The sequence below is a fragment of the Oscillochloris sp. ZM17-4 genome (assembly GCF_019599295.1).
Lineage (GTDB): Bacteria > Chloroflexota > Chloroflexia > Chloroflexales > Chloroflexaceae > Oscillochloris.
Genome location: NZ_JAIEWN010000013.1, coordinates 48,566 through 64,302 on the forward strand (window position 1 = coordinate 48,566; position 15,737 = coordinate 64,302).

Below are 15,737 nucleotides of genomic sequence, written 5' to 3' on the forward strand. Positions count from 1 at the left end.
GATCAGGTCGGGCGCAAGCTGCCCGATCAGCCGCTCCAGATCGCCCAGGAAGGGCCGATAGGCCCGCCCGCTGCGCAGGTTCGCCCGCATGGCCGCGTCGAGGTGATGCAGATCGGTCGCCTCGTAGAAGAGCTGGTAGAGGTGCGGCGCGTGCTCGCTGATCTGCCGGTAGAGCTCCTGCGCGGCGCGCTGAAGCACCGGGCCGAGGTAGGCGAGCGTGTCTTCCACGACCACCTCCACGCCGGGGTGGGTCTCCAGCGCCGCTCGGAGCGCCTCGGCGGCGTGCCGGTGGCCGGAGCCGAACGAGGCGTGCAAGATGAGGATTCGCGCCATCAGCGTACCTCCGGTAAGACAACCGCCCAGTGGCGGTCGATCATCGCGACGACCAGCCTGCGCGTCGCATCGACGCTGCGGTCGCGCAGGCTTGGCCCATCGGTGCGCGCGGCGGGGTCGAAGTAGCCGCCGAGGCCACGGTGGTGGCCGGGGCCGACCGCAACGGTGGTGATCTTGCCGGCGGCGCAGGCGCGGTTCCAGGGCGAGCCGCAGACGATCGGCCAGCGGCCGGGGAAGCAGCGCGCACCGTAGCGCGGCATCGGGTCGTGGGCACCGCAGAGCTGGTGGACAGCCTCAACGGTGTCGAGCCCTGGGTCGGCGCTCATCACGCCGCCGATAGTGATCAGCTGGAGCGGCGCGCCCAGGGCCGGCCCCAGGTAGCGGGCAGCGCCGAGGGCGATCTGCGCGCCGCCGCTGTAGCCGATCAGCGTCACCGGCGCGCCGCTGCCGCTGCGGTAGCCGTGGGCTACGAGGGTGCGGGCGATCACCCCGGCGGTGCCCCAGCTGTAGAGCGGCCCATAGCGCTGGTCGGCCGAGACCAGCATCTGGAGCAGGTTGCGCAGGTTGATCAGGTTGCCGAGGACCGCGATCCGGCTGCGGGCCACCTGGCTGTGGCGCACCCAGCGCCAGAAGCCGCCCAGCCAATGCTCCGCGCTCAGCCCGACGTTGTCCACCGCGTAGATAAACACGTCGTGGATGATCACGCAGCCGGGAAGCCGCGCGGCGAGCTGGCGCAGATAGCCCAGCTCCAGATCGCCGAGGTCGGCCGCGTCGACCACGCCGATCCCCGAGAGGTAGACAAGATAGTGCGTGGGGTCAGCGGGTGGTCGGGGCGCGTCCGGCGGTGCGGCGATCATGCTGGCCGGGCGGTGCATCCAGCCAGACCACCAGAACAATGGGCCAAGAGGCGAGAGGAGGGCGGCGACCAGCGCCGCCACCAGGCCGGCGCCGACCAGCACCAGCAGGTCACGGCTCAGCGCGTGCAGCACGGCGTCGAGGATCGTCATGGCACCCGTCGCTCGGGCGGCTCGGGGTCAAGCAGGGTTAGTTGGTCCAGGATCTCCTCCAGATTGCGCCGCTCGGCCTGATGCGTCGTGAGCGTCCAGATCTCGCGGTCGGCCAGGGCGAGCGGCCGGCTGAGCAACCGGCGCGCCGCCTGGAGCAGCAGCCAGCCGCCGACCGCGCACGCGAGGGCCTGCCAGGGCGCGATGGCGAGCGTATCGGCGAGCTGGGCGGCCACAATGACGAAGCTCGCGCCGTGCAGGATGGCGGCGATGCCGGGGCCGCCGTAGGGGATGAGTGCCAGGAAGCTGAAGAGGAGCGGCACATAGCCCATGCTGACCAGCACCATCAGCGCAGACGGGGCGATGGCGAGCCCCAGGGTGGCGCGGACGACCAGCCCGATCGAAAGCGCCCAGCAGAGGGCGCCGAGCAGGGAGAACAGCCCGGAGACGAGCAGGTTGTCCACGAAGCTGCGGCGGCCCACCTTGTTGGCGAACAGCACCACACTCTGCGTGCCCAGACCCTCGGCGATCCCGGCCAGGAAGATCAAGAGCAGCGCGACATCCATAGGTTACACGGGGCGCGGCGCCGCATGGCTGCGGCGCGGGGCGCGCAGGGCCAGCGGCAGCGCATGCGCGCCGAACGGCGAGCCGTCAAGCGGGGCCAAAATGGCACGATACATCGTTTCATTCGCTTCCATAAGATCGGTCATCGGGTGCGCGCGTGAGCGCAATAGCCGCAGATGAAGGCAGCACTCACTCAGACAGCGAAGGGGTCTGGGCTACCCGCAAAGATCTGATCCAAGATCCGCCGTTCGCGCTGTGTGATCGTTTCGACGAAGGTCGGCACATCACGCAGCTGCCGGAACGCGGCGTAGCCCCGCGAGAGCACATCATAGAGCTCGCCCCACCCGGCCCGCTGTGCGGGGATGCGCGCGAGGAACAGGGCGAGGCGGATGACCGGCAGGTGCGCCCCGGCGCCCACCCGCGCCAGCACCATGGCGATGCGATCAATCTGATCGGCCCGCACATCCGCATTGGCGCAGATCCGGTAACCCTCGGCATAGCATGCCGGCGTGATCGTATCGGTCACCCCCAGTTGCTCCACCAGCACACGGCACAGGTCGTGATCTAATGTTGCCGTCAGGCGATTCAGCGCGATGATCGCCGTGAGCACCTGCAGTGTCTGCGCGGGCAGCACCTGCGCTACGAACGCATAGATCCGCTCGACGTCATGATCGCGCTGGCTAAAGTCGCGCGGGGCATAGAGGTCGCTGAGGAAAAAGCGCAGCGCCGGGCCCGTCTGCGGGTCGGCCAGCAGATCGGCGTAGGTCTGCGCCAAGCGTTGGGATTGCCACATCCGCAGGAGGGCGAGCGGGGGATCGAGCCCGACCTCAGCGATGGGCTGCTGGTGTATGACCGCGCGATCCCGGAGATCGCTGAGCAGGCGGGCCGGGTTTGTGGCTTTGATCGGATCAGCCATTGCGATCACGCTGGGCATGCGCCAGATTACATCGTTGCGCGTGCATCATCACCCCACCTCCACGAAGATACCGGCTACCCTATGCCCCCTGCAGCGCTGTACCGGGGCGGGATCGCGGGCGGGGGAAGCCTCCCGTGAACACGCTCCCGTCCGTTTTCCGCGCGGCAAGATGCGCACCCGACGCATCGAAGGGTCTATGATCATCATAGTGGCCTGGCATGAGAATCGGTAGCGGAATTACTTGGCCAAGGGTATCCGTACATTCCCTGACACGGTAGGGGTCGATCCCTCCTGGGTGGGCGGAACCCGCGAACGATGGCAGCGCATCGCCGCAGCCAGCGCTGAGGGCGGTATACTGAGCGTACGCGGCGCCTGATAGCCAGACCGCCCGTTTACGGAGGCCCGCCATGGAGAAGCCCTGGCTTTCCGCGTATGAGTCGGGCGTCCCAGCGACTCTCAGCTACCCTGAGCAGACCCTGGGTGACCTGCTGGGCGACACGGCCAGCCGCTACCCTGACAAGATCGCCACCAACTTCATCCTCTCGTACATACTCGGCGGGCGCTTCACCGTCGGCGGCGCGCTCAGCTACCGACAGCTGAACGATCTGGTCGACCGCGTGGCTGCGGCCCTCGCCGACCTGGGCGTGGGTCAAGGCAAGCGTATCGGCTTGATGCTCCCCAACTCGCCCCACTACATCATTAGCTTCTTCGCCGCCATGCGCCTCGGCGCCGTGGTGGTCAACATCAACCCCACCTACACCAGCCGTGAGCTCCAGCACCAGCTGGTCGACTCGGGCGCCGAGACGATCATCCTGCTCAACCTGTTCTGGCCGCGCCTGCGCGAGGTGCGCGCCGAGACACCGGTCACGCGCGTGATCGTGGCCCACGTCTTCGACACGCTGGGCTTCCCCTCCCGCCTGCTGGTGCAGCGCAACCAGCGCCGCGCCCCCGAGTGGGTGGATGTTCCTGCCGCGCCGGATACGTTCTTCTTCCGCGACCTGCTGCGTCACGCGCAGAGCCCGCCGCCGGTACACGTCCAGCCGGGCGACGTGGCGCTGTTTCAGTACACCGGCGGCACTACCGGCCTGCCCAAGGCCGCCATGCTCTCCCACAAGAACCTGATCGCCAACGTCACCCAGGTGGACGCGTGGGTGGTGGATGGACAGCCAGGCCGCGAGAAGATTCTGGCGGCCATCCCCTTCTTCCACGTCTACGGCATGACCACCGCGATGCTCTACGGTGTGCGGCTGGGGGCCGAGCTGGTGACGGTGGCGAACCCCCGGCCGATCGACCACGTCATGCGGATCATCGCCCATGAGCGCTGCACGATCTTCCCCGGCGTGCCGGCGATGTACATCGGCATCATCAACCATAAGGACGTGGCCGCCTACGACATGCGCTCGGTGCGGGTCTGCGTGAGCGGGTCGGCGCCGCTGCCGGCACCGGTACAGGCGCGCTTCGAGGCGCTGACCGGCGGGCGGCTGATCGAGGGCTATGGGCTCTCGGAGGCATCGCCGCTGACCCACGGCAACCCCGTATACGGCACACGCAAGGTGGGCAGTATCGGCGTCCCCTTCCCCGACACGGAAGCCAAGATCGTCGACCTGGAGACGGGCGCGGAGCTGCCCTTCGACGGCGTGAGCCAGGGCGAGCTCTGCGTGCGTGGCCCCCAGGTGATGCAGGGCTACTGGAACCGCCCCCAAGAGACGGCCGAGGTGATCGGCGCCGCGGGCTGGCTCCACACCGGTGACATCTGCACGGTCGACCCGGAGGGCTACTTCTTCATCGTTGACCGCAAGAAGGACATGATCATCGCCTCGGGCTTCAAGGTGCTCCCCCGCGAGGTCGAAGAGGTGCTGTTCATGCACCCGAAGGTGATGGAGGCCGTGGTCGTAGGCATCCCCCACCCCGCGCGCGGCGACGATACGGTCAAGGCATTTATTGTGCCCAAGCCGGGCGAGCCGCCCACCGCCGAGGAGATCCGTGCGTTCTGCGCGCTCCACCTGGCGCCCTACAAGGTGCCCCGCGAGATTGAGTTCCGCGATGAGCTGCCGAAGACCATGGTCGGCAAGGTTCTGCGCCGCATGCTCATCGCGGAGGCGCAGGGCTAACCGGGTCTGCCCAAACGTTGCTGGCACCAGCGGCCATGCGGTGTGGCTCACCCCGCGCGTCATCGTCAGGCCTATCACCCGCCCGGCTGAATGTCACGTGCAGGATTATTCTGCGCATGTGTGGCTCTTGATCACTTTCGCTGAAGCCGACAGGGGCATGGCTCTGTAGAGCGATATCGCAAGAGCAATCGCGCCGCCGCTCCGCATTGATCAGCGAAAGTGAGCAAGAGCCCATGTGTGGCAGAGATACATGGCGCATTCCCGACCGTGATGTACGAGCGCATGGACTCAGGTGACAATAGTAGGATCGACCCCGCGTTTCTTTCGTGAAGTGAATCAGATGGGATATGGGCGGTGTTGAGGCGCGCCAAAGGGCATGTTCAGGTAGGTTCACTCCAGAGAAGGGACGTTCTGTGTAGTCAATTACAGCGTCCCCATGACCAGGGCGACCAGCCCGGCGCCGGCCAGCAGGGGGCGCGCGATACGACTCAGGATGCACATACGACCTTCGGTGCGGCTTGGGGAGCCGGCGGCTCCCACTGTCTCTGGGGTGTGGGCCATCGGTAGGAGCCCCCTGCACCCGCCTGGCGCCTGGCATGATGAGACTCGGGTGCCAGCATGGTCAGCGCAGCGGCGCCTCGGCGAGGGCGAAGTCCACGGCCGCCAGGGCGTGGAGGCGGGTGGTGTCGAAGAGGGGCACGGCGCTATCGGCCTGCGTCACCAGCAGGGTGATCTCGGTGCAGCCGAGGATGATGCCTTCGGCGCCCTGATCGACCAGCCGGCCCATAATCGCTCGGTACTGCGCCCGCGACTCCGCCTGGATGGTGCCCAGGCACAGCTCTTCGTAGATGACCTGATTGACCACGGCCCGGTCATCGGCCTCCGGCACCAGCACCTCCAGCCCGTGCTGCTCGGTCAGCCGCCCGCGATAGAACGCCTCCTCCATCGTGAAGCGCGTGCCCAGCAGGCCGATCCGCCGCAGCCCCTGGGCACGGATCGCCGTCGCAGTGGCGTCGGCGATGTGGATAAGGGGGATCGTCACCGCAGCCGTGATCGCGCCGGCAACCTTGTGCATGGTGTTGGTGCAGAGGACAACGCAGTCAGCGTCGGCCCGCTCCAGGCTCCGTGCGGCGTCAGCCAGGATGCTCCCGGCCTCGTCCCAGCGCCCCGCCACCTGCATGGCCTCGATCTCGGCGAAGTCCACCGTCAGCATAATGCTGCGGGCCGAGTGTAGCCCGCCCAGCCGCGCCTTCACCGTCTCGTTGATCAGGCGGTAGTACTCCGCCGACGACTCCCAGCTCATCCCGCCAATCAGGCCGATCGTGCGCATCGATGGCTCGCTTTCTCCCTGATCCCGGCAGCTCGCGCCAGGCCGTGCTGGTAGTATACGACACCGAGGGCTGCCGCATCGCGACGGAGGCGCTGGCGCGGGTTAGCGCCGGGGCGCCGACCCGCAGGTGCTGCGCCCGGCGCTGCTGCGTGAGGTATTCTTGGTCGAGAGCATCGTCGGCCGCCACCCGGTCACCGGCGCGCTCCAGCTCGCGTTTCTACCACGACCGCATCAGCATACGGAGGAGTAATGCAGATCGCTATCCTGGCCTACCATCGCATGACCGCCCTCGACGCCGTCGGCCCGTACGAGGTGCTGAGCCGCCTCCCCAACACAATGGTCCACTTCGTGGCGGAGGAGCCCGGGCCGATCCTGACTGACACGCACGGCTTCCACTCACGATTCGCGCTGGTCGCCGACGCGCGCCTGGAAGATGTACCCAGCCCGGATATCATCGTCATCCCGGGCGGCTCGACCGGCACCATGGAGGCGATGCAGAGCGCGCGCACCATCGGCTGGCTGCGCGCGGCCCACCCGACGGCGCAGTGGACCACCTCGGTCTGCACGGGGGCGTTCATCCTAGGGGCGGCTGGGCTGCTCCAGGGCCTCCAGGCCACCACCCACTGGGCCTCGAAGGACTACCTGGCCCAGGTGGGCGCCACCTACGTGGCCGAGCGCTTCGTGCGCCAGGGGACGATCATCACCGCCGCCGGGGTCTCGGCCGGGATCGACATGGCGCTGTACATCGCCGAGCAGGTCGGCGGCGCGGAGCTGGCCCAGGCGCTCCAGCTGGCGATCGAGTACGACCCGCAGCCGCCCTACGCGACCGGCGCGCTGGCCCAGTGCGCGCCCACGGTCATCGCCCGCGCCCTCCAGGCGATCCGCAGCGCCGGCGGGATGGATGGTGCGGGCGAGCCAGCGTAGCGGGCGCGCATCACGGCGACGCTACGCGGCGCCCGCGTTGTTGAAGTGGACAATCTCCGCTTGGGAGGCGTGATCGGAATTGCTCGCTGATCGGGAGGCTCCTGCCCGAGCCTGATCTATCGAGAATGCGCGCTACAACGCCTCAGCATGCTGAGGCGTTGTAGCGCGCATTCTTGATACTTTACAAAGTTACTCGGGAAGCTGAAATTGCCATACGACAACGCAACGCTTGACACCTGGGTATGATCATCTGTGATGACATGCGCGGCTGCGCACACAGGCCAGTTCTACGTCCTCCGCCGCTGGTGCGCGCAGCCGCGACCTACGCCTCGACGCGGTAGTTGCGCATCATCCCGGCGTCCTCGTGCTCCAGGTTGTGGCAGTGGTAGACGAAGGCCCCCGCGTGGTCGCGGAAAGCCATCAGCAGCCGCACGCGCTCGCCGGGCATCACCAGCACCGTATCCTTCCAGCCCTCATCCAGGTAGCCGTCCTTCACGCCCGCCCAGCCGGCCTGGAGCTCGGGCAGCACCGCGCGGCCGATCACCTGGAACTGCCCGCCGTGGATGTGGATCGGGTGGGCCATGCCCATCGCGTCCATCATCGCGCCCGGGTTCTGCTCGTTGATAATCTCCCAGACCTCCAGGGTGTCGAGCCTGACGATCTCCTCTGGCGCGACGGCGTTCATCTCGTAGCTGCGACCGTTGAGCTGCCACTGCATGCCGTTCATGGTGAGGGCCACCGGGCGCGGGTTGTCTTTGTTCACCGCGTCCTCTCGCCGGTGGCGCGGGATGGTCGCGAGCCTGGCGGGCAGAGTCAGCGGCTCCGCCTCTTGGCGGGCGATGCGCACCCGCAGGATATCGAGGGCCGCGCCCAGCGCCGGCGCGCTGGCAGTGCCCGCCGTGCCGCCCATCCCGCCCATGTTCCCGTGCTGCATGCCGCCCATCCCGCCCATCCCGCCAGCCTCGCCCGGCGCGCCCACCCCCTCCGCGCCTGCGAAGGGCTGGCTCACCAGGCGGAGCTCTGCGCCCAGCGGGCGGTCGCGGAAGTCGGCCCAGAGCTCGACCCGCTCGCCCGGCGCGAGCATCACGAAGGGCCGGCTGACGGGCGCCTCCAGCAGGCCGCCGTCGCTGGCGATCACGGTGAGCGGGGTGGCGTCATCCCAGGCCAGCTTGTAGATCCGGCTGTTCGAGCCGTTCAGCAGGCGCAGCCGGTAAGCGCGGGTGGCCAGATCGAGCGTGACATCCGGCGTGCCATTCACCAGCACCCGCTCGCCGAGGAAGCCCATCATCTGGCTCATCATGTCCAACCCGTAGACGATCTGGTTCTGCGCGTCGAAGGCGCGGTCCTGGATGACCAGCGGGATGTCCTGGGCGCCGCTCGGCAGGCCGGCGGCCTGCTCCTCGGCGTCGCTGACCAGGAAGAGCCCGGCCATGCCCATCATGACCTGCCGGCCGGTCTTGCCGTGGGGGTGCGGGTGAAACCAGTAGGTGCCGGCCCGGTTGGCGACGGTGAACTCATAGACGTAGCGCTCACCCGGCTTCACCGCATCGCTCGGGTGGCCGTCGACGGCGGCGGGCAGGTGCAGGCCGTGCCAGTGGATGATCGACTCCTGGTCGGGTTCGGGCAGGGCGTTCTCGAAGGTGATACGCACCTTCTGGCCGCTGCGGGCGCGGATGATCGGCCCCAGGTAGCTGCCGGGGATGGCCTGGGCCGCCGCCGGGTCGCCGGCGTGCACGGTGGCCTGGTAGCTCCAGACCGTGGTCTTCGGGCCGGGCAGGATCTGTACCTCGGTCGAGGCGGCGCGCATGGTCAGGTCGAGGTCGGGGGTGAAGGCCGGGCTTGCGGCGGGCTGGGCGGGCTCCAGCGTCGCCGGGAGCGCGCAGGCGCCCAGGGCACCCGCGCCACCCAGCGCCAGGGCCCCGGAGCCGGCCAGGCGCAGCAGGTCGCGGCGGGACATCGTTCGTCGCAGCATATGGGCAGACTCCTCCTGGTGTCGATTCGATGGGTCACGCGATAGTGTAGCGAGGGCAGATCAAGACCAGATGCGGCTCATGGTCAAGATCTGGTCAAGCCGGGTGGGGCGCGTGGAGCGCGGCGGGCGCGACCTGCTCGCTGGCGCGGATGGCGACCCGCAGCTGGTTCTCGGGCGGGGTGAGCGGGCATGACGAGCCGTTGTTGGAGGCGTACTAGTACTACAGTTGTAGTTCCTGCGACGTTACTGCTGGCGACGGTCTGGAGGCGAAAATCCTAGCGCTGACGGGCGCTTTCCCTTGGTGTTGATCGGGCTTTTCGCTCTCCGGGCTGCTCATTTTTCGAACTACAACTGTAGTACTAGGGGCGGAAGGGCGGACGTGTACGCATGCGCATGCTCCAGGCGTCGTGTCGCGAGGTGAGGTACGACCAGCTAGCCCATCGGGGCCGGGGCAGGCGTCGGCTGAGTCGGGTCGCCCAGCTCGCGCTCGACCCCGCGCAGCAGCAGGGCGTTCACCGCGACGATGATCGACGAGGCCGACATCAGCAGGGCCGCCCACTCGGGCCGCAGCTCCAGGCCGAAGGCCGGGTAGAGCACGCCCGCCGCCACCGGGATGGCCAGCAGGTTGTAGATCGCCGCCCAGAACAGGTTCTGCTTCATTTTGCGCACCGTGGCCTTGGAGATCAGCAGCGCGCGCAGGATGTCGAGCGGGTCGCTCTTCATCAGCACGATGTTGGCCGTCTCGATCGCCACATCGGTGCCGGCCCCGATGGCGATGCCGATGTCGGCCTGGGCCAGGGCCGGCGCGTCGTTCACCCCGTCGCCGACCATGGCGACCTTCTTGCCCTCGGCCTGGAGCGCCTTGACGTGATTCGCTTTGTCGGCCGGCAGCACCTCGGCGAAGAAGCGGGCAATGCCGAGCTGCGTGGCGATCGCCTCAGCGGTGCGCCGGTTGTCGCCGGTGATCATCACCGGCTCGATGCCGCGGGCCTGCAGGCGCAGGATCGCCTCGGCCGCCGTCGGCTTGACGGTGTCGGCGACGGCGATCAGCCCGGCCGCCTGCCCGTCCACCGCGATGAACATCGGCGTCTTGCCCGCCGTGGCGAGCGCGGCCGCGCGCTCCTCCAGCGCCGTCGCATCCACACCCTGGTCGCGCATCAGCTTAGTATTGCCGATCAGCAGCTCGCGCCCGCCGACCGTCGCCCGGATGCCGTGGCCCGCGATGGAGTCGAACTGGGCGGCCTCCGTGAGCTCCAGCCCACGTGCGCGCGCACCATTGACGATCGCCTCGGCCAGCGGGTGCTCGCTGCCCTGCTCGGCGCTCGCCACCAGGCGCAGCAGCTCGCCCTCGTCCACGCTGCCGCTCACCACCACATCGGTGAGGGTCGGCTTGCCTGCGGTGAGCGTGCCGGTCTTGTCGAGCACGATGGCGGTGATCGCCGCCACGCCCTCCAGGGTCGCGGCGTCCTTGATCAGGATGTTGTGGCGGGCCGCCACGCCGGTTCCCACCGCCACCGCTGTTGGCGTGGCCAGACCGAGGGCGTCGGGGCAGGCGATCACCACCGCCGAGATCGCGAAGGTCAGGGCCAGCGTGATCGGCGCGCCGATCACGAAGAACCAGATCAGGAAGGTGAGCAGCCCAGCGCCGACGGCCAGGATGACCAGGTACTGCGCCGCCTGGTCGGCCAGGCGCTGGCCGGGCGCCTTCGAGCTCTGGGCGCGCTGTACCAGGTCCACGATCTGGGCCAGGGCGGTGTCGGCGCCGACCTTGGTGGCCTGGAAGCGCACGCTGCCACTGCCATTGATCGACCCGGCGACCACCGGGTCGCCCGGGCGCTTGGTCACTGGCAGGCTCTCGCCCGTCACCAGGGCATCGTCGATACTGGTCTCGCCCAAGGTCACCGCGCCGTCCACCGGTACCTTGTCGCCGGGCTTGAGGATAACGATATCGTCGACCTGCACCTCGGCGCTGGGGATGCTGACCTCCTGGCCGTCGCGCAGCACCGTGGCCTGGGGCGGCACTAGGTCGAAGAGCGCGCGCATGGCATCGCTCGTCCCCCGGCGCGAGCGCATCTCCATCCAGTGCCCGAAGAGGACGAAGGTGACCAGCATCGCCGCCGCCTCAAAGAAGGTCGCCTGACCGAGCAACATCAGAACCAGGCTGCCGAGGTAGGCGGCTAGCACGCCGGTCGCCACGAGCACGCTCATATTGAGCACGCGCCGGCGCAGCGAGGAGGAGGCGCAGGCGTCAGAGTGGATCTCCGACAGGCACGCGCTCCATGCTCTCCAGCGGTTGACACCGGCCACACTCGTTGTATGATACAACTATTGTGAGCGCCGCAGCATACAGCCAGCCACCACCGACGGCCGACCCCACCGACGATCTCCAAGAGCAGATGATCGCGCTGGTGCGCGCCTTCGGGCTGCACCAGGGCGACCAGACACCCTGCGGCACGCCGGTGAGTGTGGCCGAGGCCCACGCGCTTCTCGAGCTCTCGCGCCATGAACCGATGGCCCAGCGCGACCTGGCCGCCTGGCTGCGGCTGGAGAAGAGCACGGTCAGCCGGCTGGTGGCTCAGCTGGAGCAGCGCGGCTGGCTGGGGCGGGCGCGGGACAATAGCGACAGGCGGGTGCTGCTCCTGTCGCTGACCGCCGATGGGCGGCGGATCGCCGGCGAGCTCGCCGCCGCGCGCCGCGCGCGCTTCGCGCGGCTGCTCGCCGCCATTCCTGCTGCGCAGCGTGACGCCGTCACGCTGGCACTAACAACCCTTGTGGAGGCCATTGATGCAAGCGTCTAATCTCGCGCGCCGCACGCCTGTCGCCCTCATGCTTGCCGCCGTGGCGGCGTTGGTCGCGCTCGCGCTGGGCGGCTGGTACTGGTTCACGGTTCACGCCTCCACGGCGCGCCAGGCCGAGGTCGCCGCGCGCGGGGCGCAGGTGATGCCCTTCGACCTCGCGCGGACGACCCACGTCTTCACCGATCAGCCCGACGGCGGGATTCAGCAGGTGGTGGCCGACGACCCTGCGGACAGCGCACAGATCGCGCTCATCCGCAGCCACCTGCAGGCGGAGGCGGTGAAATTTCAGCAGGGCGACTTCAACGACCCCATGGCCATTCATGGGATGACGATGCCTGGGCTGGCGGAGCTGCGGCAGGGCTACGCACAGATTGTAGTCGCCTATGCCGAGCTGCCGGACGGCGCCCAGATCCGCTACACGACGAGCGAGCCGACGATGATCACCGCGCTGCACACATGGTTCGCGGCCCAGCGCAGCGACCATGGCGTCCACATGATGGATCACAGTGGGAACTGAGCCAGGATAAGCGCGATGATCACGCCAGGTCGTCTGTGGTCGTCGTCGGAATCGCCGGCTGACGTGCCACCCGCATCCGGCGGCGCCATACCACCAGTCCCGCGATCTGCCCACCGACGATGACGGCGATGATGCCGACAACCAGGAACAGATAGGTCTGCGCTCGCTCATCAGTCGGGATAAAGACGATTGCGTGGAGCGTGATCAGTCCGAGCAGCACATAGTTCAGCCGCTGGAGCAATTTCCAGCGCCTGCGGCCGAGGTTTCGCAGCGCGCGGTCATTGGAGATCGTCAGGAGCAATGCGACGATCAGGATGCTGCCGAGCCCAAGGTAACTGGCCTGGCCGAAGCTGTCGAGCCGCAGCGGGATAGTGCCGCTACCATCCCAGAAGAACTTCCAGGGCTCCCAGGGATAGTGCCACTGGAGCCCGAAGAGCATATGGGCTACGCTTACCAGGCCAGCCCAGATCCCGACGTCGCGGCGCAGATCGTTCGAGAGCGGGTTGGGTCGCCGGCGCAGCAGGTTGAGCGGCCCGATCAGCAATGTGACTCCGATCAGGATCAGGCCGAGGTAGGCGCTCGCCACCACCAGCCGCTCCAGCTTGCCGCCATCAGGGTGGAGCACGAGGTCGATAGCGATCATCGCCATCCCGCTCAGCAGGCCAAGTGGCACATAGTGACGGATAAGCCGGCGCTGTAGACGAAGGGCTTTGGCAGATCGGATAGCTGCAGATCGGGGCATGCGTTCGATCTCCTCTGTGGTTCGCTGTAGCGATTCCTTACCTATCATATGCGGAGTGCGCAACCAAGCGCCTCACGAGCAGAGCGCTTCTTCCACAGGCAGTGTATCGCGACACGCTCAAGATCTGATGCGCGCAATCATCAAGATCTGATCAAGCTGCATGCGAGTTGACGGAGGGCCGGTTCGCAACCATCATGCATCGATGCGAACGGTTTCAGATCGCCAACCAGGATTGGCGCGCAGTGAGGAAGACACGATGAGCGCTGCCCCGACCGTGCTCGTGGTTGATGATGAGGCCCGGCTGCGCGAGCTGGTGCGCGGCTACCTGGAGCAGGCCGGATTCCAGGTGACGCTCGCCGACAATGGGCTGCGCGCCCTGGAGCTCGCGCGTCGCCAGCCGCCCGACCTGGTGGTGCTCGACCTGATGCTGCCCGGCATCGATGGGCTGGAGGTCTGCCGCCAGCTGCGCAGCTTCTCCGACGCCTATGTGCTCATGCTCACCGCCAGGGCGGAGGAGATCGACCGGGTGATCGGCCTGGAGGTGGGCGCCGACGACTATCTGACCAAGCCCTTCTCGCCGCGCGAGCTGGTGGCCCGCGTGCGGGCGATACTGCGCCGGCCGCGCACGAGCCCGACGGGCGAACCAGCCGCGCCCCCGACACTCCGCTTTGGCCCGCTGACCATCGACCACGCCCGCCACGAGGCGCGCCTCGCCGGCGCGCCGCTGGCGCTGACCAGCCTGGAGTACGACCTGCTGGCCGCGCTGGCCGCCCACCCTGGCCGGGCCTTCACCCGCGCCCAGCTGCTCGACCGGGTCTGGGGCGACGACTACTTTGGCGACGACCACGTGGTCGATGTCCATATCGCTAACCTGCGCAAGAAGCTCGGCGACGACCCGGCCCAGCCGCAGTTCATCGCCACGGTGCGCGGGGTCGGCTACCGCTTCGTGGAGCCGCAGTGAGCCCGCGCCGCCGCGCGGGCCTGCGCGCCCGGCTGTTCCTGGCCCACCTGCTGGTGATCGTCGCCGGGATGGCGACCCTGCTGCTGGTGACGCTGCTGATCGCGCCCTCGCTCCACGACCGGCTGATGGTCGCGCTGCTCGGTGCCGATGCGCCGACGGCGGCCGACCCGGGCATGGCCGCGATGGCCCAGGCCACCAACGCGGTCTTCCAGACGGCAATGATCGAGGCCCTGCTGCTCAGCGGCGGCGCGGCCTGCCTGGTGGCCGCCGCGGTGAGCCTGCTGGTCTCCAGCCGGATCGTCACGCCGATCGAGCGGCTGCTGATGGCGAGCCGGCGCATCGCCGGCGGCCACTACGCCGAGCGCGTCCCTGCCGAGGGCCGCGACGAGCTGGCCGCCCTGGCGCTCCAGTTCAACACCATGGCCGGCGCCCTGGAGGACGCCGAGCGCCGGAGGGTTACCCTGATCGGCGACGTGGCCCACGAGCTGCGCACGCCGCTGGCCACGATCGCGGCCCAGGCCGAGGGCGCCCTCGACGGGGTGGTGGTGCCGGACGACGCTGCCTGGGCGCTCATCCTCGACGAGGCCGGCCGGCTCCAGCGGCTGGTGGCCGACCTGCAGGCGCTCTCGCGGGCCGAGGCCAGGCAGCTGCCCCTGCACCTGGCGCCGATCGCGCCGGGGGCGCTGGCCGAGCGCGCGGTCGCCCGGCTGGCCACGCAGTTCGCCGAGAAGGGCGTGGCGCTGACTACCGTGGTCGCCCCGGGACTGCCCGCCGTCACAGCCGACGCCGACCGCATGGCCCAGGTGCTGATCAACCTGCTCGGCAACGCGCTCCAGCACACCCCAGCCGATGGCGCGGTCGCGCTGCGCGTGATGAAGGAAGTGACTCCGGACGGCGCGCACTCCATTCTTTATCCTGCATCCTGCATCCTGTTCGAGGTAGCCGACAGCGGAGCGGGGATCGCGCCGGAGCACATCCCGCACCTCTTCGAGCGCTTCTACCGGGTAGACAAAGCCCGCGCGCGGGCCACCGGCGGCAGCGGGATCGGCCTGACAATCAGCAAGGCGCTGGTCGCGGCCCACGGCGGCCAGATCTGGGCCGCGAGCGCCGGCCCCGGCAAGGGATCGACCTTCACCTTCACCCTGCCGGTGGCCGAGCGGGCCGAACGCTTGACCAAATCTTGATGCGTGCGCGCACGTTCCCTTGACCCACGACGGCTATACTGCGCATCAGCCGGACGCATCGCACGCCCGGATGCACGGAAAGAGGGATCGCCATGATGTACGGATACGATATGTTTGGCGGGATGGGCTGGCTTGGGATGATCATGATGCTGTTGATCTGGGTCGGCGTGATCGCCCTGGTGGTCTGGGGGCTGTCGGGCCTGTTCCCGCGCAGCCGCACAGCCGAGCCCGACGCGCTGGCCATCCTGCGCCGACGCTACGCCAGCGGCGAGATCAGCCGCGAGGAGTACCTCCAGGCGGCCGAGACCCTCCAGGCGCCGGGCGTCGTGCGCTAGCGCGGCAGCGGGCGCACCCGCGATGGCCCTGAGGTTTGACGGTCCA

At 68.5% G+C, this 15,737-nt stretch carries 16 protein-coding genes and 1 pseudogene; 7 read left to right on the forward strand and 10 right to left on the reverse strand.

Annotated features, from left to right (window positions below):
• From K2Z83_RS11840 to K2Z83_RS11855, 5 genes and pseudogenes are all read right to left on the reverse strand, one after another.
• A pseudogene (locus K2Z83_RS11840) lies at positions 1-333 on the reverse strand (UDP-N-acetylglucosamine--LPS N-acetylglucosamine transferase); the annotation flags it as partial.
• Positions 333-1,340: a hypothetical protein gene (locus K2Z83_RS11845; RefSeq protein WP_220595393.1), complete on the reverse strand. Its 1,008-nt coding sequence runs from the start codon at positions 1,338-1,340 to the stop codon at positions 333-335. The pseudogene K2Z83_RS11840 and the gene K2Z83_RS11845, both read right to left, overlap by 1 nt.
• Positions 1,337-1,903 (reverse strand): hypothetical protein, encoded by a 567-nt coding sequence (locus tag K2Z83_RS11850; protein ID WP_220595394.1) that lies wholly within the window; start codon positions 1,901-1,903, stop codon positions 1,337-1,339. The genes K2Z83_RS11845 and K2Z83_RS11850 overlap by 4 nt, the downstream gene beginning before the upstream one ends.
• Positions 1,904-1,906: 3 nt before the next feature.
• Positions 1,907-2,035 carry a hypothetical protein gene (locus K2Z83_RS28990; protein ID WP_255603809.1) on the reverse strand — a complete coding sequence of 43 codons (129 nt, stop codon included), beginning with the start codon at positions 2,033-2,035 and terminating at the stop codon, positions 1,907-1,909.
• A gap of 59 nt (positions 2,036-2,094) precedes the next feature.
• Positions 2,095-2,835, reverse strand: coding sequence for a hypothetical protein (locus K2Z83_RS11855; protein ID WP_220595395.1), 741 nt, complete (start codon positions 2,833-2,835; stop codon positions 2,095-2,097).
• Between the two features lie 389 nt (positions 2,836-3,224).
• Between K2Z83_RS11855 and K2Z83_RS11860 the strand changes: the two genes are divergently transcribed.
• Positions 3,225-4,928, forward strand: coding sequence for a long-chain fatty acid--CoA ligase (locus K2Z83_RS11860; RefSeq protein WP_220595396.1), 1,704 nt, complete (start codon positions 3,225-3,227; stop codon positions 4,926-4,928).
• Positions 4,929-5,351: 423 nt separating this feature from the next.
• Here K2Z83_RS11860 and K2Z83_RS11865 read toward each other — a convergent pair whose 3' ends face one another.
• On the reverse strand, positions 5,352-5,489 hold the full coding sequence (locus tag K2Z83_RS11865; RefSeq protein WP_220595397.1) for a hypothetical protein: 138 nt from the start codon (positions 5,487-5,489) through the stop codon (positions 5,352-5,354).
• A 61-nt stretch (positions 5,490-5,550) separates the two neighbouring features.
• Positions 5,551-6,258: an aspartate/glutamate racemase family protein gene (locus tag K2Z83_RS11870; protein WP_220595398.1), complete on the reverse strand. Its 708-nt coding sequence runs from the start codon at positions 6,256-6,258 to the stop codon at positions 5,551-5,553.
• A gap of 249 nt (positions 6,259-6,507) precedes the next feature.
• Here K2Z83_RS11870 and K2Z83_RS11875 point away from each other — a divergent pair, with 249 nt between their 5' ends.
• Entirely contained in the window at positions 6,508-7,182 is a 675-nt protein-coding gene (locus tag K2Z83_RS11875) for a DJ-1/PfpI family protein (RefSeq protein ID WP_220595399.1), read from the forward strand.
• A gap of 322 nt (positions 7,183-7,504) precedes the next feature.
• Here K2Z83_RS11875 and K2Z83_RS11880 read toward each other — a convergent pair whose 3' ends face one another.
• Both K2Z83_RS11880 and K2Z83_RS11885 read right to left on the reverse strand, forming a co-directional pair.
• Positions 7,505-9,154: a multicopper oxidase family protein gene (locus K2Z83_RS11880; RefSeq protein WP_220595400.1), complete on the reverse strand. Its 1,650-nt coding sequence runs from the start codon at positions 9,152-9,154 to the stop codon at positions 7,505-7,507.
• 432 nt (positions 9,155-9,586) lie between these two features.
• Positions 9,587-11,461: a copper-translocating P-type ATPase gene (locus tag K2Z83_RS11885; RefSeq protein ID WP_370650153.1), complete on the reverse strand. Its 1,875-nt coding sequence runs from the start codon at positions 11,459-11,461 to the stop codon at positions 9,587-9,589.
• 23 nt (positions 11,462-11,484) lie between these two features.
• Here K2Z83_RS11885 and K2Z83_RS11890 point away from each other — a divergent pair, with 23 nt between their 5' ends.
• Together K2Z83_RS11890 and K2Z83_RS11895 are read left to right on the forward strand one after the other, a co-directional pair.
• A complete protein-coding gene (locus tag K2Z83_RS11890; RefSeq protein WP_220595402.1) occupies positions 11,485-11,952 on the forward strand; it encodes a MarR family transcriptional regulator in 468 nt (155 codons plus the stop codon).
• Complete coding sequence (locus K2Z83_RS11895; protein ID WP_220595403.1) at positions 11,939-12,469, forward strand: hypothetical protein; 531 nt, start codon at positions 11,939-11,941, stop codon at positions 12,467-12,469. Before K2Z83_RS11890 ends, K2Z83_RS11895 begins: the two co-directional genes overlap by 14 nt.
• Before the next feature lie 19 nt (positions 12,470-12,488).
• Here the strand turns inward: K2Z83_RS11895 and K2Z83_RS11900 are convergent, their stop codons facing one another.
• Positions 12,489-13,211 (reverse strand): ferric reductase-like transmembrane domain-containing protein, encoded by a 723-nt coding sequence (locus K2Z83_RS11900; protein ID WP_220595404.1) that lies wholly within the window; start codon positions 13,209-13,211, stop codon positions 12,489-12,491.
• 256 nt (positions 13,212-13,467) lie between these two features.
• Here K2Z83_RS11900 and K2Z83_RS11905 point away from each other — a divergent pair, with 256 nt between their 5' ends.
• The 3 genes from K2Z83_RS11905 (at position 13,468) to K2Z83_RS11915 (ending at position 15,691) form a co-directional block, all read left to right on the forward strand.
• Positions 13,468-14,172, forward strand: a complete 705-nt coding sequence (locus K2Z83_RS11905; protein ID WP_220595405.1) for a response regulator transcription factor — start codon at positions 13,468-13,470, stop codon at positions 14,170-14,172.
• On the forward strand, positions 14,169-15,356 hold the full coding sequence (locus tag K2Z83_RS11910; protein WP_370650154.1) for a sensor histidine kinase: 1,188 nt from the start codon (positions 14,169-14,171) through the stop codon (positions 15,354-15,356). Before K2Z83_RS11905 ends, K2Z83_RS11910 begins: the two co-directional genes overlap by 4 nt.
• A 92-nt stretch (positions 15,357-15,448) precedes the next feature.
• On the forward strand, positions 15,449-15,691 hold the full coding sequence (locus tag K2Z83_RS11915) for an SHOCT domain-containing protein (RefSeq protein ID WP_220595406.1): 243 nt from the start codon (positions 15,449-15,451) through the stop codon (positions 15,689-15,691).
• Positions 15,692-15,737: the final 46 nt, after the last annotated feature.

Excerpts from the sequence above, each read along its gene's own strand:
- K2Z83_RS11855 (WP_220595395.1), bottom strand. The coding sequence starts at position 2,835 with ATGCCCAGCGTGATCGCAATGGCTGATCCGATCAAAGCCACAAACCCG.
- K2Z83_RS11915 (WP_220595406.1), top strand. The coding sequence starts at position 15,449 with ATGATGTACGGATACGATATGTTTGGCGGGATGGGCTGGCTTGGGATG.
- K2Z83_RS11895 (WP_220595403.1), top strand. The coding sequence starts at position 11,939 with ATGCAAGCGTCTAATCTCGCGCGCCGCACGCCTGTCGCCCTCATGCTT.
- K2Z83_RS11905 (WP_220595405.1), top strand. The coding sequence starts at position 13,468 with ATGAGCGCTGCCCCGACCGTGCTCGTGGTTGATGATGAGGCCCGGCTG.
- K2Z83_RS11870 (WP_220595398.1), bottom strand. The coding sequence starts at position 6,258 with ATGCGCACGATCGGCCTGATTGGCGGGATGAGCTGGGAGTCGTCGGCG.
- K2Z83_RS11860 (WP_220595396.1), top strand. The coding sequence starts at position 3,225 with ATGGAGAAGCCCTGGCTTTCCGCGTATGAGTCGGGCGTCCCAGCGACT.
- K2Z83_RS28990 (WP_255603809.1), bottom strand. The coding sequence starts at position 2,035 with ATGGAAGCGAATGAAACGATGTATCGTGCCATTTTGGCCCCGCTTGAC.
- K2Z83_RS11850 (WP_220595394.1), bottom strand. The coding sequence starts at position 1,903 with ATGGATGTCGCGCTGCTCTTGATCTTCCTGGCCGGGATCGCCGAGGGT.
- K2Z83_RS11900 (WP_220595404.1), bottom strand. The coding sequence starts at position 13,211 with ATGCCCCGATCTGCAGCTATCCGATCTGCCAAAGCCCTTCGTCTACAG.
- K2Z83_RS11865 (WP_220595397.1), bottom strand. The coding sequence starts at position 5,489 with ATGGCCCACACCCCAGAGACAGTGGGAGCCGCCGGCTCCCCAAGCCGC.
- K2Z83_RS11875 (WP_220595399.1), top strand. The coding sequence starts at position 6,508 with ATGCAGATCGCTATCCTGGCCTACCATCGCATGACCGCCCTCGACGCC.
- K2Z83_RS11880 (WP_220595400.1), bottom strand. The coding sequence starts at position 9,154 with ATGCTGCGACGAACGATGTCCCGCCGCGACCTGCTGCGCCTGGCCGGC.
- K2Z83_RS11845 (WP_220595393.1), bottom strand. The coding sequence starts at position 1,340 with ATGACGATCCTCGACGCCGTGCTGCACGCGCTGAGCCGTGACCTGCTG.